This window comes from Streptomyces sp. NRRL S-31, from assembly GCF_000718775.1.
Taxonomy (GTDB): domain Bacteria; phylum Actinomycetota; class Actinomycetes; order Streptomycetales; family Streptomycetaceae; genus Streptomyces.
Genome location: NZ_JOCB01000041.1, coordinates 21607 through 42847 on the forward strand (window position 1 = coordinate 21607; position 21241 = coordinate 42847).

Annotated in this window: 18 protein-coding genes; 5 read left to right on the forward strand and 13 right to left on the reverse strand. The window is 71.0% G+C overall.

What is annotated here, in order from left to right; genetic code table 11:
* Positions 1-96: 96 nt before the first annotated feature.
* Together IF37_RS0117865 and IF37_RS0117870 are read right to left on the reverse strand one after the other, a co-directional pair.
* Positions 97-1395 carry a hypothetical protein gene (locus IF37_RS0117865; protein WP_030743300.1) on the reverse strand — a complete coding sequence of 433 codons (1299 nt, stop codon included), beginning with the start codon at positions 1393-1395 and terminating at the stop codon, positions 97-99.
* Between the two features lie 43 nt (positions 1396-1438).
* Positions 1439-3667 carry a transglycosylase domain-containing protein gene (locus IF37_RS0117870; RefSeq protein WP_367647083.1) on the reverse strand — a complete coding sequence of 743 codons (2229 nt, stop codon included), beginning with the start codon at positions 3665-3667 and terminating at the stop codon, positions 1439-1441.
* A 177-nt stretch (positions 3668-3844) separates the two neighbouring features.
* On the opposite strand from IF37_RS0117870, the gene IF37_RS0117875 reads away from it, so the two are divergent.
* The gene (locus IF37_RS0117875; RefSeq protein ID WP_030743303.1) at positions 3845-4069 is read left to right on the forward strand and encodes a zinc ribbon domain-containing protein; all 225 of its coding nucleotides are present in this window, start codon (positions 3845-3847) and stop codon (positions 4067-4069) included.
* Here IF37_RS0117875 and IF37_RS0117880 read toward each other — a convergent pair.
* Genes IF37_RS0117880 through IF37_RS0117890 form a run of 3 tightly spaced genes read right to left on the reverse strand, consistent with a single transcriptional unit; the run spans position 4066 to position 8610 of the window.
* Entirely contained in the window at positions 4066-4884 is an 819-nt protein-coding gene (locus IF37_RS0117880; protein WP_030743305.1) for a hypothetical protein, read from the reverse strand. The genes IF37_RS0117875 and IF37_RS0117880 overlap by 4 nt on opposite strands.
* Positions 4884-7418: a phosphoribosyltransferase gene (locus IF37_RS0117885; RefSeq protein WP_030743307.1), complete on the reverse strand. Its 2535-nt coding sequence runs from the start codon at positions 7416-7418 to the stop codon at positions 4884-4886. Before IF37_RS0117885 ends, IF37_RS0117880 begins: the two co-directional genes overlap by 1 nt.
* Before the next feature lie 25 nt (positions 7419-7443).
* Entirely contained in the window at positions 7444-8610 is a 1167-nt protein-coding gene (locus IF37_RS0117890; RefSeq protein ID WP_030743309.1) for an HpcH/HpaI aldolase/citrate lyase family protein, read from the reverse strand.
* Between the two features lie 174 nt (positions 8611-8784).
* Here IF37_RS0117890 and IF37_RS0117895 point away from each other — a divergent pair, with 174 nt between their 5' ends.
* The gene (locus IF37_RS0117895) at positions 8785-9564 is read left to right on the forward strand and encodes a TerD family protein (protein WP_030743311.1); all 780 of its coding nucleotides are present in this window, start codon (positions 8785-8787) and stop codon (positions 9562-9564) included.
* A gap of 10 nt (positions 9565-9574) precedes the next feature.
* On the opposite strand, the gene IF37_RS0117900 is transcribed toward IF37_RS0117895, so the two are convergent.
* From IF37_RS0117900 to IF37_RS0117925, 6 genes are all read right to left on the reverse strand, one after another.
* Positions 9575-10309, reverse strand: coding sequence for a Tellurium resistance (locus tag IF37_RS0117900; protein WP_030743313.1), 735 nt, complete (start codon positions 10307-10309; stop codon positions 9575-9577).
* 88 nt (positions 10310-10397) lie between these two features.
* The gene (locus IF37_RS0117905; RefSeq protein WP_030743315.1) at positions 10398-11537 is read right to left on the reverse strand and encodes a DUF475 domain-containing protein; all 1140 of its coding nucleotides are present in this window, start codon (positions 11535-11537) and stop codon (positions 10398-10400) included.
* Between the two features lie 78 nt (positions 11538-11615).
* Positions 11616-12194, reverse strand: coding sequence for a TerD family protein (locus IF37_RS0117910; protein ID WP_030743317.1), 579 nt, complete (start codon positions 12192-12194; stop codon positions 11616-11618).
* Between the two features lie 126 nt (positions 12195-12320).
* A complete protein-coding gene (locus IF37_RS0117915; protein ID WP_030743318.1) occupies positions 12321-12896 on the reverse strand; it encodes a TerD family protein in 576 nt (191 codons plus the stop codon).
* 141 nt (positions 12897-13037) lie between these two features.
* Complete coding sequence (locus IF37_RS0117920; RefSeq protein WP_030743320.1) at positions 13038-13496, reverse strand: peroxiredoxin; 459 nt, start codon at positions 13494-13496, stop codon at positions 13038-13040.
* Positions 13497-13624: 128 nt separating this feature from the next.
* A complete protein-coding gene (locus tag IF37_RS0117925) occupies positions 13625-14062 on the reverse strand; it encodes a DUF3052 domain-containing protein (RefSeq protein WP_030743323.1) in 438 nt (145 codons plus the stop codon).
* A gap of 404 nt (positions 14063-14466) precedes the next feature.
* On the opposite strand from IF37_RS0117925, the gene aceE reads away from it, so the two are divergent.
* Complete coding sequence (aceE, locus tag IF37_RS0117930; RefSeq protein ID WP_030743325.1) at positions 14467-17214, forward strand: pyruvate dehydrogenase (acetyl-transferring), homodimeric type; 2748 nt, start codon at positions 14467-14469, stop codon at positions 17212-17214.
* 78 nt (positions 17215-17292) lie between these two features.
* Positions 17293-18165, forward strand: coding sequence for a potassium channel family protein (locus IF37_RS0117935; protein WP_079165787.1), 873 nt, complete (start codon positions 17293-17295; stop codon positions 18163-18165).
* Positions 18166-18175: 10 nt separating this feature from the next.
* Here the strand turns inward: IF37_RS0117935 and IF37_RS0117940 are convergent, their stop codons facing one another.
* Positions 18176-18505 carry a small hydrophobic protein gene (locus IF37_RS0117940; protein ID WP_173456889.1) on the reverse strand — a complete coding sequence of 110 codons (330 nt, stop codon included), beginning with the start codon at positions 18503-18505 and terminating at the stop codon, positions 18176-18178.
* A 265-nt stretch (positions 18506-18770) separates the two neighbouring features.
* Positions 18771-20390 (reverse strand): MFS transporter, encoded by a 1620-nt coding sequence (locus IF37_RS0117945; protein ID WP_030743332.1) that lies wholly within the window; start codon positions 20388-20390, stop codon positions 18771-18773.
* 113 nt (positions 20391-20503) lie between these two features.
* Here IF37_RS0117945 and IF37_RS0117950 point away from each other — a divergent pair, with 113 nt between their 5' ends.
* Positions 20504-21139, forward strand: coding sequence for a TetR family transcriptional regulator (locus IF37_RS0117950; RefSeq protein ID WP_030743335.1), 636 nt, complete (start codon positions 20504-20506; stop codon positions 21137-21139).
* The last annotated feature ends 102 nt before the right edge of the window (positions 21140-21241 follow it).

Genomic DNA, 21241 nt, shown 5'->3' on the forward strand with positions numbered 1-21241 from the left:
TACGCCGGTACACCTACCGGGCGATGGGCATCTTCGCACGACCGGTGCGCCGATTGTGAAGGGGGTTGCACAAGTGGAACCGGCCTTACTGACCTGTTACTTGACGACCGCCGACCAGTCCGGCGACTGGGCCGGGTCGAGGCTGCGCAGGGCGGCCAGGGTCTGCGGCTTCTGCGCGTCGAGCCAGTCGGCCAGCTCCCTGAAGGACACGCACTTGACGCCCTTCTTGGTGCAGACGTTCTTGACCACCTGGTCGATGGACTTCATGTAGATGCCGCCGTTCCAGTCCTCGAAGTGGTTGCCGATGAACAGCGGTGCGCGGCTGCCGTAGTACACCCGGTTGAAGCCGGCCATGTACGAGTCGACGGTCTGCTGCTCCCACTCGGGGAACTTGGCGGGGTCGCCCTGGGTCTCGCCCTCGGACTGGTTGTAGAGGAAGTTGAAGTCCATGGACAGGCCCTGGTACTTGCCGCTCTCGTACGGCAGCATCTGGAGCGGGAAGTCCCATATGCCGTTCTTCTTCGACGGCCATATCTGGAAGTCGCCGGGCGAACTGGCGTCGTAGCGCCAGCCGTAGTCCTTGATGGCCTTCAGCAGGTTCGGCTGGCCCTCCAGACAGGGCGCCCGGCCGCCGGCGACCTCCTTCTTGAAGTCGAAGGGCAGCGGGGGCACGTCCTTGAAGCCGGTGTTGGTCTTCCAGTGCTCCACGAAGGAGAAGAACTGGTCGATCTCGCTCTTCCACTCCCGCACGCTCCAGTCGCCGCCGCCCTTGGCGCCGCAGAAGTGCCCGTTGAAGTGGGTGCCGATCTCGTTGCCGTCCTGGTACGCCTTGCCCAGCTGCTCCACCGTGGTGCGGATGTGGTCGTCGGTGGCGTAGTCGATCGCGGCGTCGCCCGGGGAGTGCATCGGGCCGTGGTACTGCGCCTTCTTGCTCTTCGGCAGCAGATAGATGCCGGTGAGGAAGAAGGTCATGTGGGCGTCGTACTCCTTGGCCAGCTCCCGGTAGTGCGAGAACAGGTGGTCGCTGCCCTCCAGCGCGCCGTCCCAGGAGAACACCACGAACTGGGGGGGCTTCTCCCCCGGCTTGAGCGGCTTCGCCGCCAACTGCCCCTGCTGCGGACCGGTGTAGGAGGTGGAGCCGTCGCCGAGGATCCTGGTCCTGCCGTCCCACTGCGGGCTCTGGCCGGTCCTCGGCGCGGCGCTGGACTTCCCGTCGGCCGAGGCGGCCGGGGTGCTGCCGCCGCCGTCCGTGCCGGACAGCGCCAGGAACCCGGCCACCAGCGAGGCGACGACGAGGAACGCGGCCAGCGTCAGGACCTGTGGCCGGGTGGCGCGGGGCACACTGCGGCGACGGGGGGCTCGACGGCGGCCTGACGACGACACTTTGCGGGGCATGCGCGGCTCATTCTGCGGGAGGGAGGGGGAGACGGGTCACGGCTCAGCCGAGACCCGTCGCGGCCGACCAGAGGGCATACGGGACGCTGTGGGCGGGGGTACCGGCCAGCCCCTTGAGCGGCAGCGGCTCCAGGGACTCGGCCAGGTCGATCCGGTAGACGACGATCGCGGTGGAGACGGAGTCGGCCGTGCCGACGTACCAGGCGGCGGTGTCCTTGTCGGTGGTGCCGGCCTTCCCGGACACCCCGGCCCGGCCGGCCGCCGCCTCCGGGTGGGCGGTGCGGAAGGAGTCGGTGAGCGCCTGGGTGACCTCCTCGGCCACCTTGGCGCCGACCGCGCGCCGGGGGTGCGGGGTGGCCAGGGCGATCGGGGAGCCGTTGCGGGTGATCCGGCGCACCGAGTACGGCTCGGTGTGCGTGCCGCCGGCGGCGAAGGTGGCGTAGCCGCCGGCCATCCGGATCGCGCTGGGCGTGGAGGTGCCCAGCGACAGGGCGGGCACCTGGGGGCCCATGCTGGAGGGGAGCAGCCCGGACGCCTCGGCGGTCTGGCGCACCTTGTCCAGGCCGGCGTCCATGCCGAGCTGCATGAACGGCGTGTCCACCGACTTGGCGAGCGCCTCGCGCAGGGTGATGTCCCCGTACGACTTGCGGCCGGCGTTGTGCGCGGCGACCTTCTTGCCGCTGCGGTCCCAGTACGGCCCCTCGGGCGTGGTGACGGGCACGCCGTCGTCGCCGTCGTAGACGCTGTCCGGGGTGACGGGGGTGGCGGGCCCGCCGCGCGTCTTGTGCACCCCGTGCTCGAGGCCGGCGGCGTAGACGAACGGGGTGAACGCGGTGCCGGCCGGGACGGTGGTGGCGTTGGACTCGTTGTAGCCCTGCTTGCGGTGGTCCGGGCCGCCGTAGACGGCGAGGACCCTGCCGTCCGCGGCCGCCGAGGCGGCACCGTAGTGGCCGTTCTCGGCCGCCTCCGGGGTGTCCGCCCGGGCCTTCGCGCGGGCCTTGGTGACGGCGTCGGTGAGCGCCCGCTCCCGCTTGCGGTCGAAGGTCGTGTAGATCTGGTAGCCGCCCAGGTCGAACTGCTTGTCCGTCAGGTGCCCGGCCTTCTTGGCGTACTGCGACGCCAGCTCCACCAGGTAGTCGCTCTGGGCGCCGGTGTTATACAGCGGGTTGCTCTTCAGCGGCTCGGGGAAGCTGCCGTACTCGGCCCGCTCCCGCGGCGTCAGCTTGCCGATCTTGACCATGCGGTCCAGGATCCAGGACCAGCGCTCCACGGCCCGGGCGTGGTTGGCCTTGCCGAGCGTGGGGTCGTAGAGGCCGGCGCCCTTGAGCAGCGAGGCGAGCATGGCCGCCTCGGAGACGTTGAGCTCGCCGACGTCCTTGCCGTAGTAGGCCTGGGCGGCGCGCTGGATGCCGTAGCTGCCGCGGCCGAACCAGCTGGTGTTGAGGTAGCCCTCCAGGATCTGGTCCTTGCTCATCCTGTTGTCGAGCTTGAGGGAGATCATCGCCTCGGTGAATTTGCGGCTGACCGTCTGGTTCTGGGTCAGGTAGACGTTTTTCACGTACTGCTGGGTAATCGTCGATCCGCCCTCGGTGTCCCCCTGCCCCAGGGTGCGGAAGACCGCCCGGGTGATGCCTTTGGCGGATATGCCCGGGTCCGAGTAGAAACTCTCGTTCTCCGCCGCGAGCACGGCCCAGCGTACGTCCTTGGGTATGTCCTTCAGCGGCATCGCCTGTCGCTGCACCCAGCCGGTGCGCGCCATCGGCGTGCCGTCGGACCAGAAGTAGACGTTGTCCTGCTGGGTCGCGTACGAGTTCAGGTTGCTCGGGATGTCCGTCACCGCGTACGCGGTGACGAGGAACGCCCCGAGCAGGCCGCAGGAGGTCAGGACGGCGCCGATCCACTGGCGCCAGGACGGCATCCAGCGGCGCCAGCCGGTGCGGCCGGGGCGCGGGTAGACGGGCTTCAGACGGCGCGCGTAGGGGGCCAGGCGGCGTGCGTACGGGGCCAGTTGGCCCAGCACGCGGCCGGCCGTGGCCGCGGTCGCGGCCGTGCCCCGGGACCGCTCACGCCCGGCGGAGCGCGCGCTCCGCCGGCGCTCGGCCCGGCCGCCGTCCGGCGCGACCGGCTCCGGTGGCGCGGGCAGGCGCAACTGCATGGTCTCGTCCGCCCTGAGAGCGTCGACTCTCAGGTGCAGGGTCTCGTCGGCGTCCGCCGGCTCCTCGCCGCGGCCACCCCCCATGGGGCCGTCCTCCCCCTGCGACGCATCGGTCACGCCTGCGTCTCCCTCCGCACTCGGTCTTGCTCGCGCGGGTGAGCTGAGCATCCTCGCAACGGCGTTCACAAATTATCAGCAACATTTTCGATTGCTCCGCCCGAATGCCGGGAAGAAGCCAACACTCATGAAACATTGACCTCCCCCCGGCACACCCGCGACGGCTAATCTGGGCCCATGCCTCGCTACGAGTACCGCTGCCGGAGCTGCGGCGACACCTTCGAAGTCAACCGTCCGATGGCGGAGTCCGCCGCCCCGGCCAACTGCCCCGCGGGCCACGACGACACGGTGAAGCTGCTGTCCGCGGTGGCCGTGGGCGGTGTGTCGAACAGCACCCCGCCGGCCCCGCGGGGCGGCGGGGGCGGGGGCGGGGGCTGCTGCGGCGGGGGCTGCTGCGGTTAGTCGCGTCCGGGGTGACGCGCCGCTCTCAGGAACTCCCTGAGGAGGCGTTCCCCGGCCAGCACGCCCCGCTCCGGCAGCGCGTCGATCCCCGGCGCGCTCCAGCCGGTGTCGGCCAGCTCCCCGTGGCCGGGGCGCCAGCCGCGGTCCGCGGCCAGCAGCAGATCGGCGTCGAGCAGGGAGTCCCCCGCGGCCAGCGTCAGCTCCGCGCCGGTGCGGCGGGCGACCTCCCGCACCGCCGCGCCCTTGGTGAGCGGCTTCGGCACGGCGTAGACCTTGCGGCCCTGGAGGGACACCGTCCAGCCCCGGTCCTCCGCCCACACCGCCAGCTCCTTCACCCAGTCCCCGGGCAGCAGTTCGCGCTCGACCACCAGGTAGGCGAAGAGGTCCTCGGCGACCCGGTGCTTGCGCACCCACACCGGGTCGGCGGCCCTCAGCAGGTGCTCGCGGACCTCGTCCAGCGGGGCGCACTCGTCGGCGAGCCGCGCCTGCACCCGCGCGTGCCAGCCGGCGTCGGTGACCCCGTCGACCAGCAGGTGGCCGCCGTTGGCGCAGATCGCGTACGCCGGGGGCGGGCCGGGCAGGTTGATGCGCTGGTACTGCTTGCGCGTCCGGGTCGTGGTCGGCACGAAGACGGCCGCGTCCCCGAGGTCGGTCAGCAGCCCGGCCGCGGTCTCCGTCATGTAGGACAGCGGCCTGGCCTCGTGCACCTCCACGCACAGCAGCCGGGGTGCCCGCGCGTCCGGCATGGTCAGCGCGAGGGCCGCCGCGGAGTAGATGAGCGTACGGTCGAGGTCGCTCGCCACCAGCACCGGCATCAGACGTTCACCGCCTTGCCGTCCGCGCCGGTGGCGCCCCGGGTGTACCGGGGGTGGATCAGTCCGACGCAGGTGTACGGCAGGTCGGCGACCTCCTCGACCGGCACCCCGCGCTGCTCCGCGAGCAGGCGGACGTGGTCCAGGTCGGCGCCGGCCCCGGCCCGCGCGAGGATCTTCCACGGCACCCGGCGCAGCAGCACCCGGGTGGTCTCGCCGACGCCGGGCTTGACCAGGTTCACGTCGTGGATGCCGTACTCCTCGCTGATCCGCTCCACCGCCCGCCAGCCCTCCCAGGTCGGGGCGCGGTCCTCGGCGAGCAGTTCCTTGACGGCCACCTCGACCGTGCCGGCGACCTCGTCGAAGCGGGCGCAGACGGCGTCCAGGAAGGCCACCGAGACGTCGGCGCCGGCCAGTTCGCGGTAGAACTTGGCGCCGTGGAAGTCGTCCGGGCCGACCAGGTCCGCGCGCAGCACGGTGCGCGAGATCAGCCCGGAGACCGTCGAGTTGAGGCAGGCGGAGGGGATGAGGAAGTCCTCGCGGGTGCCGTAGGTGCGCACGCAGGAACCGGGGTCGGCGAGTACGGCGATCTCCGGGTCGAACCCGGTGATGCCCTCCTCCGCCTCGAACCGGGCCACCGCCTGGGCGAGCTCGCGGGTGATGGCGCCCTTGCCGGTCCAGCCGTCGACGAACACCACGTCCCGGGGGTCGTGGTGGGCGGCGAGCCAGCGCAGCGCGGTGGCGTCGATACCCCGGCCGCGCACGATCGACACGGCGTAGTGCGGCAGGTCCAGGCCGTGCCGGAACCGTGCCCAGCGGCGCATCAGGATGCCGACCGGGGTACCGGCGCGGGCCAGCGAGACCAGCACCGGGCGGGACGCCGGGGCCGCCGCGTCCGGGGCGGGCCGGGTGCGCTCGGCGAGGACGGTCTCGGTCACCACGCCGACGGCCTGGGCGAGCCGGGCCGCCGACTCCTCGAGGGCCGCGTGGAACAGCTCCTGGTACCGCGCGCTCGGCTGGTACTCCACCGGCAGCGACTCGGCGTAGTGCGCCCCGCCGTGCTGGATGGCCTCCTCCCGCTCCTCGGTCGGCGCCTCCAGGGTGACGTCGGAGAGGTCCTGGAGCAGCCAGCCCACCTCGTCCGGCGGGTACGAGGAGAACGCGGGGCCGCGGAGGGGCTCGGGCAGCATGGCCGGCCTTTCGGGAGCGCGCGGGGGCGCGGGAGCGTACGAGGGGACGACCGCGAGCAGGACGTGCGGGGTGTGCGCGGCGAGCGCGGCGAGCAGGCCGCCGGGCGCGTGCAGGGCCGGGGTGTCGCCGGCGGAGTCGACCACGGCGACGACGGCGTCGAACCCGCCGCCGGCCACGTTGTAGGCGTACCGCTCGCCGGGCCCGTCGGCCGGGTCGTCGTGGGCGGGGAAGACCAGCCGGGTGCGGATGGCGTACCCGGGGTCGTCGACCGCGAGGACGGGCGACCGGGTGGTGGTGGAGAACCGCACCTCGGCGTCCGTGGTCCCCTCCAGCTCGCGGGCGAGCCGCAGCGGCGCGTACATCAGCTCCTCGGAGCCGAGCACGAGCACGCGGCGGGCGCCGGCGGGCAGGGCGTCCCGGATCCGGCCGGCCAGAGCGGGCAGCGCCGCCTCCAGACGGGCCCGGTGGGCGGGGGTGAAGCCGTGCCGGCCGCCGTCGGGGAGGCCGGGAGGCCAGTGCAGGTCGACCCGGGTGACGCGTCCCGGCCGCCCATGGGGGGCGTCCGGTCCGGCGGACGGCCGTGCCGGGTGGGCGGGGCCGTCCGCGCCGGTGTCGCCGCCGGCCGCGGACGTGTACCGCGCGACCAGCTCCTGGCCCTTCTCCAGCACGTCCGGAGGCAGGCGCACGGTGCCGGACGCCGTGGCGACCACGTCGACCCGGGCCCCGATGTCCGCCGCGAACCGCCGCAGGCGCTCGGTGTCCCCGGGCGCCCGCATGTCGACCAGCGCGACCACCACGTACCGCCGCCGCGGGTACCGCCGGTGCAGGTCACGGATGGTGTTCAGCACGGTGTTGCCGGTCGAGAACTCGTCGTCGACCAGGACCAGCGGCCCGTCACCGGCCAGCAGTCCGGGGTCCTCGGGCAGCAGCAGGTGCGACGTGGCGTGGGAGTGCGCCTCCTCGAAGCCGCCCGCGGGGGCGAGGCCGGGCACCGGGCGGCGCGTGGAGTGCAGGTACGGCGCCCCGCCCAGGCCGTCGGCCACGCAGTGGCCGAGCCCGGTCGCGGTCTCCGCGTAGCCGAGGACGACCGCACCGGCCGCCTCCGCCTCGCCGAGCAGGTCCCGGACGCGCCGGCCCAGGCGGACGCCGTGGTCGTGGACCACGGCCGGCGACTGCGGGACGTGCTTGCCGAGGACGTTCGAGACCAGCAGGTGGGCCCGCTTGGGGTTGCGGCGCAGCGCGAGCCCGAGCAGGGCCGGCAGCCCGTCGTCGCCCACGAGTCCGACTCCGAGCCGCTCGGCGACCCAGCTGCCGGACCAGACCCCGTCGTTCACTGCGTTGTTCATGCGTTCCTTGGGTGAAGGGGAAGGATCAGCCGGGTATGCCGGCGGCGAGCAGTTCCACGAAGCCGACGTCCTCGTTGGCGACGCCGAAGACCTCGGCGCGCAGCAGGGTCCGCTCGGCCCAGGCGCGGTGCGGCTTCACCTCGTTCATCTTGTTCGTGTAGGCCGACCGCAGTACACCCCCGCCGCCGCGTTCCGGCCGCAGGATGTCCTGCGCGTCACTGAACTCCTCGTGGCTGACCACGGAGAGCGCGTGCACGGGCAGCACGTGGGAGGGGTGGATGCAGGTCTTGCCGAGCAGGCCGTTGGCCTGGTCGAGGGAGATCTCCCGCAGCAGTCCGTCCATGGCGTGGGCGAGGAGCTTCTCGCGCAGTTCGGTGGCCTGCACCTCGAGGAAGGGGCTCTGCCGGAGCTGCGGCTTGAACATGCGTTCGGAGACGCGGAAGTACTCCCAGACCGGGCCGGTGACGGTGAAGCCGGTGCCGTCGGCACGGCCGAGCATGTTCACGACGTCGGCGATCACGGAGGCCACGACCTGGACGTCGTAGGCGGTCATGTCGGGGGCGCGGCGCAGCCCGTAGGAGGAGCAGAAGTCGGTCACGCCGAGGCGGAGGGCCAGCACCCGGTCGCGGTACTTGTCGACCGCGCGGGATATGCCCTCCAGGGTCTCCACGCGCGACTCCCGGTAGAGCAGCTCGGGGGACTCCAGGACCGGCATGGCGAAGAGCCGGCGGCCGGCGGCCTGCTCCGCCGCGGTCAGGGCCTCCAGGAAGGGGGTGCCGCGCTCCTCGGTGAACTTGGGCAGCACGAACCCGGACAGCAGCCGTACGGCCGGGCCGAGGCGGCGGACCAGGTCCGGGATCTGCTCGGCGGCGCGCACCCGGACGAACAGCAGGGGCGGCTCCGCTCCGGGCCGGGCGGCGAGGTCGGCGAACTGCCTGACGAGGTTCTCCTCCCCCGCGACGACGTCCGCGTCGTCGATGGAGTCCTCCAGGCACAGCACCATCGAGACCACGCCGTTCGCCGCCTGTCTGAGGACGTCGTCGGCGAGCCGTGGCCGGGTGGCCGGGCTGTACAGCGTGGCGCCCAGGGCCGCGGAGAGCAGCCGGGCCGGGGAGTCGGCGGTGAACGCGCACGGCTCCTGATGGAAGAGGTGCTGTCGCACCTCGGGGGCGATGTGCCCGAAATGACGCATAGGACTCCCTCAGGATGCGAGCCGAGCCTCTGGGTTCGGTAAAGGGTGGCCGGTAATAGTACGTAGGGATCCATGTCGCCAGTTCCCGGCGGGCATGAATTTCCGGTAACCCGTCCATGTCGGCGGCACGGCCCCGCGTTGTCGTGACCAGGACCGAGAAGGCAGGATGACCGCATGACGCACGCGATGCTGAAGGGGTCGAACGTCCCGCTGGACGCCACCACGGTGCGCGCCGTGCTGCGCTGGACACCGGGGCCCGAGGTCCCCGACGTGGATGTGTCGGCGCTGCTGCTGGGCGCCGACGGCCGTGTGCGCTCGGACGAGGACTTCGTCTTCTACAACCAGCCCCGGCACCCCTCCGGGGCGGTGTGGCGGCTCGGCAAGAAGCAGCTCGCCGAGGGGCTGACCGACACGATCCAGGCGGACCTGTCCGGCGTCGAGCCGGGCATCGGCCGGGTCCTGCTGGTCGCCTCCGCGGACGGGGTCCCCTTCGACCGGGTGCCGGCGCTGTGCATCCTGCTGCACGACGCGGCGGCCGGCGGCGGGGAGCCGCTGGCCCGGTTCGACATCACCCCGGAGACCGGCGCGGAGACGGCGCTGATCTGCGGCGAGCTGTACCGGCGCGGGGAGGGCTGGAAGTTCCGGGCGCTGGGCGAGGGCTACTCGAACGGGCTGAAGGGGCTCGCCACGGACTTCGGCATCTCGGTGGACGAGTCGGAGGCGGAGGAGGAGCCGCCGGCGTCCCAGCCCTTGCCGCCGGAGCAGCCGACGTCCGCGCTGCCGGTGCCGCAGCCCGCGTACGGGTATCCGCAGCAGACCTCCGGGCAGCCGGCGTACGGGTACCCGCAGGCTCAGCCTGCGCAGGCGCCCGCGCCGGTGCCGGTGCCGGTGACCGTGGGGGCGGACCCGGACTTCCGGCTGCCGCCGCAGGGGCCGCAGTTCATCGGGCGGTAGCCGCGGGCGGTCATCTGTCCGCCTTCGCCTTGTAGCCCCTGCCCCACTGGAGTCCCCAGCCGTACAGGCGGTCCAGCTCGCCCTGGAAGCCGTAGACGAACTTCACCTCGCGGCGGACGATCAGTTCGTCCTTGACGTTCTCGATCAGGACCACGGCGCAGGAGCGGGCCTGGGGGTGGCGCTCGTCCAGGCCGATCTCGATGCGGGGGCCGTTGCCGGGGTAGAGGGTGACGATCGCGTGCGTGCGGTCGAAGGCGGGGGTCTGGTCGTAGATGTAGACGAAGACCAGCAGCCGCTTGATGGCTTCCCGGTGGTCGAGGTTGACGTACATCGTCTCGCCGGACCCCGAGCCGAACCGGTCGTCACCGCTGAGTTTGATGTACGGCGGGGCGTTGACGTCCCCGAGGTAGCCGCCGAGCGGCTGTACGACCCCCTTGGTGCCGTCGGCCAGCTCGTACAGGCAGCCGAGGTCGAGGTCCACGTTGACCATGCTCTGGCCGTGGCCGAGCACCTCCGGCGGCTTCAGCGCCCTGAGGGGGTGCCGCAGCAGGCTGGTGCGCTCGGCCCCGAAGTCGGAGGTGCGCATCCGCCAGGTGAGGTTGACGCGCAGGTTGCCGGTGGCGGCCCCCTGCTTGGTCAGGGACACCGTGGGGTGCCGCCTGGTCAGCTCTATGGCGTCGCCGGACGCGCTGCCCGCGTCGAAGTCGGCGGCGCGTCCGCCCAGCAGTCCGTCGAAGAAACCCATTCCCGCCCCCAGGTACCCGTTCTGACGCCGACGGGGCGGCCGGCCATGCCGGCCGCCCCGCTCAGAGCGTTCCTCACCGTCCGGGGTGTCACACCCCGGACGAGACTTCGGTCTTCTCGCCGGAGCCCGCGCCGGCCGCGGCCAGCGCGCGGTTGCGGCGGACGGAGGAGAAGAAGGACGAGGCGATCAGCACGACACCGACCAGACCGGTGATCACCTCGTTGATCTGGTACTGGATGGTGACCAGGAGGAGCACGGCGAGGGCGCCGATGGCGTAGTGGGCGCCGTGCTCCAGGTAGACGTAGTCGTCGAGGGTGCCCTGGCGGACCAGGTACACGGTCAGCGACCGGACGTACATCGCGCCGATGCCGAGGCCGAGGGCCATCAGGACGATGTCGTTGGTGATGGCGAAGGCGCCGATCACGCCGTCGAAGGAGAACGACGCGTCCAGGACCTCCAGGTAGAGGAACATGAAGAACGCGGCCTGGCCGGCCAGGACGACCGCCGGCTTCTTCCTGCCGGTGCGGGCGGCCTCTTCCTCCTCCTCGTGCTCGCGCTCCTCCTCGTCCTCCAGTTTGTCCTCGAAGTAGCCGGAGAGACCGCCGACGACCAGGTAGGTGATCAGGCCCGCGATGCCGGCGATCAGGACCGTCTGGGCCTTGTCGGCGTGGGCGCCGCCGTGCTGGTGGGCGTGGGCGGCGAAGGTGAAGGACGCGATCAGCAGGACGATCAGGGAGACGCAGACCGACAGCATGTCGACCTTGCCGAGCTTGGCCAGGGGCCGCTCGATCCAGCGCAGCCACTGGACGTCCCGGTCCTCGAAGACGAAGTCGAGGAAGATCATCAGCAGGAACATGCCACCGAAGGCGGCGATCGCCGGGTGGGCGTCGGTGACCAGCTGCTGGTAGCGGTCCTTGTTGTTGAACGCGAGGTTGACGGCCTCGATCGGGCCCATCTTGGCGCTGATCGCGACGATGACGACGGGGAAGACCAGCCGCATGCCGAAGACGGCGATGAGGACGCCGACCGTGAGGAAGATCTTCTGCCAGAAGGCGTTCATCTTCTTCAGGATTCCGGCGTTGACCACCGCGTTGTCGAAGGACAGCGAGATTTCCAGGATGGCCAGGATCGCCACGACACCGAAGGCGGTCCACCCCCCGTAGAACGCCGCCGCGACCAGACCGAGCGCGGTGACCGCGAACGACCAGCCGAAGGTTTTCAGAAGCACTGGCTACCCCATCATCTGTTGGGGGTCCCTCCCGGACACGAGATCCGGGAGGAAGTCTCCCCCGCGCCGTACGCGGCTTTACGAAACGTTGACTCCGAAGTCTAGAGCGATGCCCCGCAGCCCCGACGCGTACCCCTGACCGACCGCACGGAACTTCCACTCGCCCTGGTGGCGATACAGCTCACCGAAGATCATCGCGGTCTCGGTGGAGGCGTCCTCGCTCAGGTCGTAGCGCGCCAGTTCCTGGCCGTCGGCCTGGTTGACGACCCGGATGAAGGCGTTGGAGACCTGGCCGAAGGTCTGGCCGCGCTCGTCCGCCAGGTGGATGGAGACCGGGAAGACGATCTTCTCGCAGTGGGCCGGAACCCTGCCGAGGTCCACCAGGACCGACTCGTCGTCGCCCTCGCCCTCGCCGGTGAGGTTGTCGCCGGTGTGCTCGACCGAGCCGTCGGGGCTCTTGAGCTGGTTGTAGAAGACGAACCAGTCGTCGCCCAGCACCCGGTTGCCGGTGCCGCACAGCAGCGCGCTGGCGTCCAGGTCGAAGGGGGCACCGGTGGTGGAACGCGCGTCCCAGCCGAGCCCGATCATGACGTTGGTGAGGTTGGGTGCGGCCTTGGAGAGGGAGACGTTTCCCCCCTTGGCGAGCGTGACGCCCATGGTGCTGGTCCTCCCCTGGTGGTGCTTCCCTGGTGGTCCCGCGCGTCCGGCGCCGCTCCCGAACGGTGCGGCGCCGGACTGGGGGGCCGTGCGGCGGGCCGCACGGCCCCTGGTGCCTGACGCCGGTCAGACGTTGACGCCGAAGTCCTGCGCGATGCCGCGCAGGCCCGAGGCGTAGCCCTGGCCGATGGCGCGGAACTTCCACTCCGCGCCGTGCCGGTACAGCTCGCCGAAGACCATGGCGGTCTCGGTGGAGGCGTCCTCGCTGAGGTCGTACCGGGCGATCTCCTGCTGGTTGGCCTGGTTCACGACGCGGATGAAGGCGTTGCGGACCTGGCCGAAGGACTGCTGGCGGTTCTCCGCGTCGTAGATCGACACCGGGAACACGATCTTCTCGATGTCGGTCGGGACGCCGGCCAGGTTCACCTTGATCTGCTCGTCGTCGCCCTCGCCCTCACCGGTGAGGTTGTCACCGGTGTGCTCGACCGAGCCGTCGGGGCTCTTGAGGTTGTTGAAGAAGACGAAGTGCTGGTCGCTCGCGACCTTGCCGGAGTTGTTCAGCAGCAGCGCGCTGGCGTCGAGGTCGAAGTCGGTGCCGGTCGTGGTGCGCACGTCCCACCCCAGGCCGACGATGACGGCGGTCAGGCCCGGGGCCTCCTTCGTCAGCGATACGTTGCCGCCCTTGCTGAGGCTGACTCCCACGGGTCCTCCATGTGGTGTCCAGGGGCGGGGAGCCCCGTCGTGCTTCGGATATATGGGATCAACGTGCCGATCCTAGTGACGGGTTCCCGCGCCTCGCAGACCCTGGCGCCGAAACGTCACCGGTGTCGGCCCGCGGCCGGCTCACAGGGTGTCGAGCGCCTTCACGTAGTCGTTCAGGTCACGGGCGTCCGGCAGGCCGTTGACCACGGTCCAGCGCACGACGCCCTCCTTGTCGATGATGAAGGTGCCCCGGACGGCGCAGCCCTTGTCCTCGTCGAAGACGCCGTAGGCGCGCGAGACGTTGCCGTGCGGCCAGAAGTCGCTCAGCAGGGGGTACTCCAGGCCCTCCTGCTCGGCGAAGACGCGCAGCGTGTGGATGGAGTCGTTGGAGACGGCGAGCAGCTGGGTGTCGCGGTCCGCGAACTTCGGCAGGTTGTCGCGCAGCTCGCACAGCTCGCCGGTGCACACGCCGGTGAAGGCGAAGGGGTAGAAGAGCAGGACCACGTTCTTCTCGCCGCGGAAGCCGGAGAGCCTCACGGTCCGGCCGTGGTTGTCCTTGAGCTCGAAATCGGGCGCCTTGTCGCCGACCTGGATCGCCATCGTCGTGCATCCCTTCGGTGGGCTGTTCGGATGAGGGCACAGCAAACGCTGGCCCCCAGCCTACGCAGCGGTCACCGGGGGTCACGGACGGGCCGGGTGTTCCCGGCCCGTCCCAGGTGGCGAAGGGGTCACTTCTTGGACTTGGCCGCCTTCGGCGTCGCCAGCCGGCTTCCGCTCCAGTCCTTGCCGACGCTGACGCTCTTCGACGCCGTCAGGCCGGCCGTCGTGGCGGCGTCCTGGATGTCGCTCGGTTCCACGTACCCCGAACGGCCGGTCTTCGGCGTCAGGAGCAGGATCGCGCCGCCCTCCTCGATGTACGTGGTGGCATCCACCAGCGCATCCGTCAGGTCGCCGTCGTCGTCACGGAACCACAGCACAACGGCGTCGGCCACGTCGTCGTAGTCCTCGTCCATCAGGTCGCCTTCGACGACTTCCTCGATGGCCTCGCGGAGCTCCTGATCGACGTCGTCGTCGTAGCCGATCTCCTGGACCACCTGCCCGGGCTGGAACCCCAGCCTGCCGGCAGGGTTCGTCCGCTCCTCCGCGTGGTCCGCGGTCGCGCTCACGGGTTGCCTCCTGATCATGTCTTGGTGAATATCTCAGCCACGCGCGTGCGCGAAGCATTGGCCGTAGTCCACACGGGCGGGGCGGATCGCGCAAGTACCCGGCCGTCGGGACCGCCGAAACGGTGACGATCCAGGCCGTGTCGCCGCAACTCCTGGCACCGTATCTCGCTTTTGCCCGGCCCACATCACTCCGATGTGCCCGGTTTGCCCGGTTCGGAATCATCCGGGCTTACGTTGCTCGAACAACTTTGCCAAGCACGTCACACCCCGGGCGTATCGTTGCGTTTTGACCGGGGGCACCGGCGGGACGCGGTGGGGATGACGTACGCCTTCCCCAGGTACACGATGGGGAACGGTGTAGGCAGGTGCAAGAAGAACTGGCCCTCTGACAGGTAAGGAACAGCGTGGCTTCCGGATCCGATCGCAATCCGATCATCATTGGCGGCCTTCCGAGTCAGGTTCCTGACTTCGATCCCGAAGAGACCCAGGAGTGGCTCGACTCCCTGGACGCCGCCGTGGACGAGCGCGGCCGGGAACGGGCCCGCTATCTCATGCTGCGCCTGATCGAGCGGGCCCGCGAGAGGCGCGTGGCCGTGCCCGAGATGCGCAGCACGGACTACGTCAACACGATCCCCACCAAGAGCGAGCCGTTCTTCCCGGGCAACGAGGAGATCGAGCGCAGGATCCTCAACGCGACCCGCTGGAACGCGGCCGTGATGGTCTCGCGCGCCCAGCGCCCGGGCATCGGTGTCGGCGGCCACATCGCCACCTTCGCCTCCTCCGCCTCGCTGTACGACGTCGGCTTCAACCACTTCTTCCGCGGCAAGGACGAGGGCGACGGCGGCGACCAGGTCTTCTTCCAGGGCCACGCCTCCCCCGGCATCTACGCGCGCGCGTACCTGCTCGACCGGCTCACCGCCGAGCAGCTGGACGGCTTCCGCCAGGAGAAGTCGAAGTACCCGGACGGCCTGTCCAGCTACCCGCACCCGCGCTCGATGCCGGACTTCTGGGAGTTCCCGACGGTCTCCATGGGCCTCGGCGCGCTCGGCGCGATCTACCAGGCGCGGATGAACCGCTACATGGCGGCGCGCGGCATCGCCGACACCTCCCGGTCGCACGTGTGGGCGTTCCTCGGCGACGGCGAGATGGACGAGCCGGAGTCGCTCGGCCAGCTCACCCTGGCCGCCCGCGAGGGCCTGGACAACCTGACCTTCGTGGTCAACTGCAACCTCCAGCGGCTGGACGGCCCGGTACGCGGCAACGGCAAGGTCATCCAGGAGCTGGAGTCGGTCTTCCGGGGCGCCGGCTGGAACGTGATCAAGCTCATCTGGGACCGCAGCTGGGACCCGCTGCTCGCGCAGGACCGGGACGGCATCCTGGTCGACCGGATGAACACGACCCCGGACGGCCAGTTCCAGACGTACGCCACCGAGTCCGGCGCCTACATCCGTGAGCACTTCTTCGGCGACGACCAGCGGCTGCGCGCGATGGTCGAGAACATGACCGACGACCAGATCCTGCACCTGGGCCGCGGCGGTCACGACCACCGCAAGATCTACGCGGCGTTCAAGGCGGCCACGGAGCACAAGGGCCAGCCGACGGTCATCCTGGCCAAGACGATCAAGGGCTGGACGCTGGGCCCGAACTTCGAGGGCCGCAACGCCACGCACCAGATGAAGAAGCTGACGGTCGACGACCTCAAGCGCTTCCGGGACCGCCTGCACCTGCCGATCTCCGACAAGGAGCTGGAGTCCGGCGCGCCGCCGTACTACCACCCGGGCCGCGACTCCGCGGAGATCCAGTACATGCACGACCGGCGCAAGGGGCTCGGCGGATACGTCCCGACGCGCGTGGTCCGCTCGCAGCCGCTCGCCCTGCCGGACGACAAGGTGTACGCGACCGTGAAGAAGGGCACGGGCCAGCAGTCCATCGCGACGACCATGGCCTTTGTGCGCCTGCTGAAGGACCTCATGCGGGACAAGGAGATCGGCAAGCGGTTCGTGCTGATCGCGCCGGACGAGTACCGCACGTTCGGCATGGACTCCTTCTTCCCGAGCGCGAAGATCTACAACCCGCTCGGCCAGCAGTACGAGGCGGTGGACCGGGATCTGCTGCTCGCCTACAAGGAGTCGCCGACCGGCCAGATGCTGCACGACGGCATCTCCGAGGCGGGCTGCACGGCCTCGCTGATCGCGGCGGGCTCGGCGTACGCCACGCACGGCGAGCCGCTGATCCCGGTCTACGTCTTCTACTCGATGTTCGGTTTCCAGCGCACGGGTGACCAGTTCTGGCAGATGGCCGACCAGCTGGCGCGCGGATTCGTTCTGGGTGCGACCGCCGGTCGTACGACCCTGACCGGCGAGGGGTTGCAGCACGCGGACGGCCACTCCCAGCTGCTGGCCTCCACCAACCCCGCGTGCGTCGCGTACGACCCGGCGTACGCCTATGAGATCGCGCACATCGTGCAGGACGGTCTGCGCCGGATGTACGGCAGTTCGGAGGAGCACCCGCACGGCGAGGACGTCTTCTACTACCTCACCGTCTACAACGAGCCCATCCGGCACCCGGCCGAGCCGCCGAACGTGGACGTCGAGGGCATCGTCCGGGGCGTCCACCGGCTGAGCGAGGGCACCGGCGAGGGTGTCCCGGCGCAGATCATGGCGTCCGGCGTGGCGGTGCCGTGGGCGCTTGAGGCCCAGCGGATCCTCGCCGAGGAGTGGAACGTCAGGGCGGACGTGTGGTCCGCGACCTCCTGGAACGAACTGCGCCGCGAGGCCGTGGAGTGCGAGCGGCACAACCTGCTGCATCCGGAGGAGGAGCAGCGGGTGCCGTTCGTGACCCGGAAGCTCAGCGGCGCGGAAGGTCCGTTCGTGGCCGTGTCCGACTGGATGCGATCGGTTCCGGACCAGATCGCGCGCTGGGTGCCGGGCAGCTACCAGTCCCTCGGCGCGGACGGCTTCGGCTTCGCCGACACCCGGGGCGCCGCGCGCCGGTTCTTCCACATCGACGCCCAGTCGATCGTGGTCGCGGTGCTGACCGAGCTGGCGCGCGAGGGCAAGGTCGACCGGTCCGCGCTGAAGCAGGCCATCGACCGCTACCAGCTGCTGGACGTCTCGGCGGCGGACCCGGGCCCGGCGGGCGGCGACGCGTAGCGGTCGCGGCGCCGGAGCGGCCCAAGGGTGGTGGAGTCCGATCCTCCACCACCCTTACGTTCTCTTTACGATGGGGGCATGGAACCGCTGTCGGCACAGGTGCGGTGGGAACGGCACACCCAACGGCCGCTGCTGGCGCTCGCGGTGGCCTTCGCCGTCGCCTACGCCGTGCCGATCGTGGACGCCTCCGCCGGCCTCTCCCTGACGGCCGCGTGCACGGCGGTGGAGTGGGTGGTGTGGGGGGCGTTCGCCCTCGACTACCTGGTCCGGCTGGCCCTCGCCCCGCGGCGAGGGGAGTTCGTCCGGCGGCACTGGCCGGACCTGTGCGCGGTCGTCCTGCCGGCCCTGCAACCGCTGCGGCTGCTGCGGCTGGTGTCGACGCTGCTGCTCGTGGGCCGGCGCGCCCGGATGGCGCCGCAGATCCGGCTGACCACCTATGTCGTCGGGGCCGTGATCGGCTTGCTGATGTTCGGCTCGCTGGCGGTGCTGTCGGTGGAGCGGGAGGCGCCGCACGGGAACATCCGGACCCTGGGTGACGCGGTGTGGTGGTCGTTCACCACGATGACGACCGTGGGGTACGGGGACCACGCGCCGACGACCGGACTCGGGCGGATGATCGCGGTCGGGCTGATGCTGTCCGGGATCGCGTTGCTGGGTGTGGTCACCGCGAACATCGCCGCCTGGTTCATCTCGCGGTTCGAGCGGGACGACGTGGAGGAGCGGCGGCAGACGGAGGCGATCGCCGCCCTGACCGAGGAGGTCCGGCGCCTGCGGACGGAGGTGGCGCGGCTGGCCGAGGGCGCCGCCGGGGCGGCGGCGGACGGCGGAGGGGCTCAGGCGACCGGGCGGCCGGCTCCCGGCGGCGCGGCCACCGGCGGACCGCCCCGCCCCGACGGCGAGGCGCCGGGTCGGGATGCCGTCGACCAGGACCCGTCCGCGGTCCCGTCCTAGGTCCTGCTCTCTAGAGGAGCCCGTGGCCCCAGGTGGCGGCGCCCGCCAGGGCGATGACGGCCAGCAGGGTGTCGATGGCACCCAGGATCAGGGCCACCAGTGCCGGTACCTCGCGTTCGCCCGACCAGCTGCGGCCCATCGCCTGCCAGCCGCAGAACATCGCGACGGGACCGAGGACGACGCCCAGGGCGAAGAAGCCCGCCACCGCGCAGATCGCGCCGATGATCCCGAGTGTCGCGCGGTCCGGCCCTGCGCCCGCGCGGGGGAATCCCCCTCGTTGCCACGTCCGGCCGTGCGACCGGGGGTACCCGCGTGTTCCGTGCCCGAAGCCCGCCATCATCAACTCCCTGGGGCATATCGACAGTTCGGCTTCGGGGTGCGGGTACCCCGGTTCCGTCGGGGCAGGCCCGCGCGCGCTGTCCCCCTCCGACAGCGCGCCGCGTCCCGGGCTCCTCCCATGTCCTGCGGAGGACTTGACCCACTGTTACCTGCGGCGCGCGTCCGGAGCCAGGGATCTTTAGCACAGTCACCCGGATAGGGGAACCCCGCCCAGGGGGCCGGGTAACGGCGCGGGCCGGCCGGGAGGAGCGGCGGCCGACGCGGGGTCAGATGTGGCCCACGCCCGCGCCCGCCTCGGCGTTCGCGCCCCGCTTGGTGAGCAGCGCGACGAGGACGGCGACCGCCGCCACGCCCGCCGCCACCAGGGACGCGAGGCTCATGCCGCTGATGAACGTGTGGTGGGCCACCGCGGTGATCTTCTCGACGACCGGCGCCGGGGTGCCCTTGGCCACCGGGGCCACGCCCTGCTGGACGGCCTCGGCCGCCAGGTGCAGCTGCTGCGGGGGCAGCTTCGGCAGTCCGGCGTCCGCCCAGTTGCCGGCGAGGGTGTGGTCGACCCGGGAGGCCATCACCGCGCCCAGCACGGCCGTGCCGAGGCTGCCGCCGATCTGCATCGCCGCCTGCTGGAGACCGCCCGCGACACCGGACAGCTCCATCGGCGCGTTGCCGACGATGACCTCGGTGGCACCGACCATGACCGGCGCGAGGCCGAGGCCGAGGAGGGCGAACCAGACGGACATCAGCCCGCTGCCGGTGTTCTCCTTCAGCGTGGACATGCCGTACATGGCGATCGCGGTGACGGCCATGCCGCCCGCCAGCGGGATGCGCGGGCCGAGCTTGGTGATCATCGCGCCGGCCAGCGGGGAGCCCACGATCATCATGCCGGTCAGCGGCAGCAGGTGCAGGCCCGCGTCGATCGGGCTCATGCCGTGCACGTTCTGGAGGTAGAAGGTGACGAAGAACAGACCGCCCATGAACGCGATGGCCATCAGGACCATGAGCACGACGCCCGCGGACAGGGCGACCGAGCGGAACAGCGTCAGCGGGATCAGCGGCTCCTTCACCCTCGTCTCCCAGAAGGAGAACAGGGCGAAGCCGGCGACCGAGGCGATGATGAACAGCCACGTCTTGCCGTCGCCCCAGCCCCAGGCCGGGGCCTTGATCAGCGCCCAGACCAGGCAGAACATCGCGCCCGAGAGCAAGGCGATGCCGAGCAGGTCGAAGGAGCGCGGGGCGTTCTCGGCCCGGTGGTCGAGCAGGATCAGCGAGCCCAGGACCAGGGCGAGCACACCGACCGGCACGTTGATGAAGAACACCGACTGCCAGTTGACGTGCTCGACGAGGACACCGCCGAGGATCGGGCCGCCCGCGGTGGACGCGCCGATCACCATGCCCCAGATGCCGATCGCCATGTTGAGCTTCTCGGCCGGGAAGGTGGCCCGCAGCAGGCCGAGCGCGGCCGGCATCAGCAGCGCGCCGAACAGGCCCTGGAAGACGCGGAAGGTGACGACCGCGGCGATGCTGTCGGACAGGCCGATCGCGCCGGAGGCGGCGGCGAAGCCGGTGACGCCGATCAGGAAGGTCTGCCGGTGGCCGAAGCGGTCGCCCAGCTTGCCGGCGGTGATCAGGGAGACCGCGAGCGCCAGGAAGTAGGCGTTGGTGATCCACTGGAGCTGGGCCCAGCTCGCGTGCAGGTCCCGGCCGATGGCCGGGTTCGCGATGGCCACGATGGTGCCGTCGAGGGCCACCATCATGACCCCTACGGCGACGGTGATGAGGGTGAGCCACGGATGGCCGCGCAGGCCGGGGGCCGGCTGCGGCCCCGACGGGGCCGCCGGGGCCTTGTCCCCCGGTCCCGAGGCGTCGATGGCGGTCTGACTAGTCATAAACTCAGGTTAATGACAGCCGCTGACAGTTGACAAACCAATTCACAAGTCGGTTACTGACACGACTTGGGGACCTGGTCGGGGGCCGGTCGGACGTTCACGGGAAAGGGACCATGGAGACGCTGCGCGAGCGCAAGAAGCGGCGTACACGGGAATCGCTGCTGCGGGCCGCCCTCGAGCTGTTCACCACTCAGGGGTACGAGCGGACGACCGTCGACGAGATCGCCGAGGCCGTCGACGTTTCCCAGCGCACCTTCTTCCGCTACTTCGCGGGCAAGGAGGACGCGGCCTTCGCGGTGCAGGAGATGACGGAGGCGGCCTTCGTCGCGGCCGTACGCGCGCGCCCGCCGCACGAGGCGCCGATGCGGGCCCTGCGGCAGGCGTTCCTGGAGGGCTGGGACGCGATACGCGAGACCGTCGAGTCGGTGGTCCCGGTCGAGACGCACCTGCGCATGTACCGCACGATCGAGACCACCCCCGCGCTGCTCGCCGCCCATCTGCGCCGGTCGGCGCAGACGGAGGACGCCCTGGCGCGGGTGCTGGCCGAGCGAGAGGGCGTCGACGTGGACGCCGACCCGCGGCCCCGGCTGGCCGTGGCCGTGTTCGGCGGGGTGATGCGGGTCACCGAACGCTACTGGTGCACCCGCGAGGACGCGGGTCCGGAAGCGATCCGGACGCTCACCGCGTCGTACCTCGATCAGGTGGGTTCGGCGCTCACGGGGAACTGGCGCACCGCCCGAGCCCGTTGACACCCCGTCCGGCACGTCGCGGGCGCGGCGCGGGAACGGAGTCCCGCACGGCACCCGGAGATCACCGGCCCGAAGACCGCCGTCCACCCGAAACGTGATCCC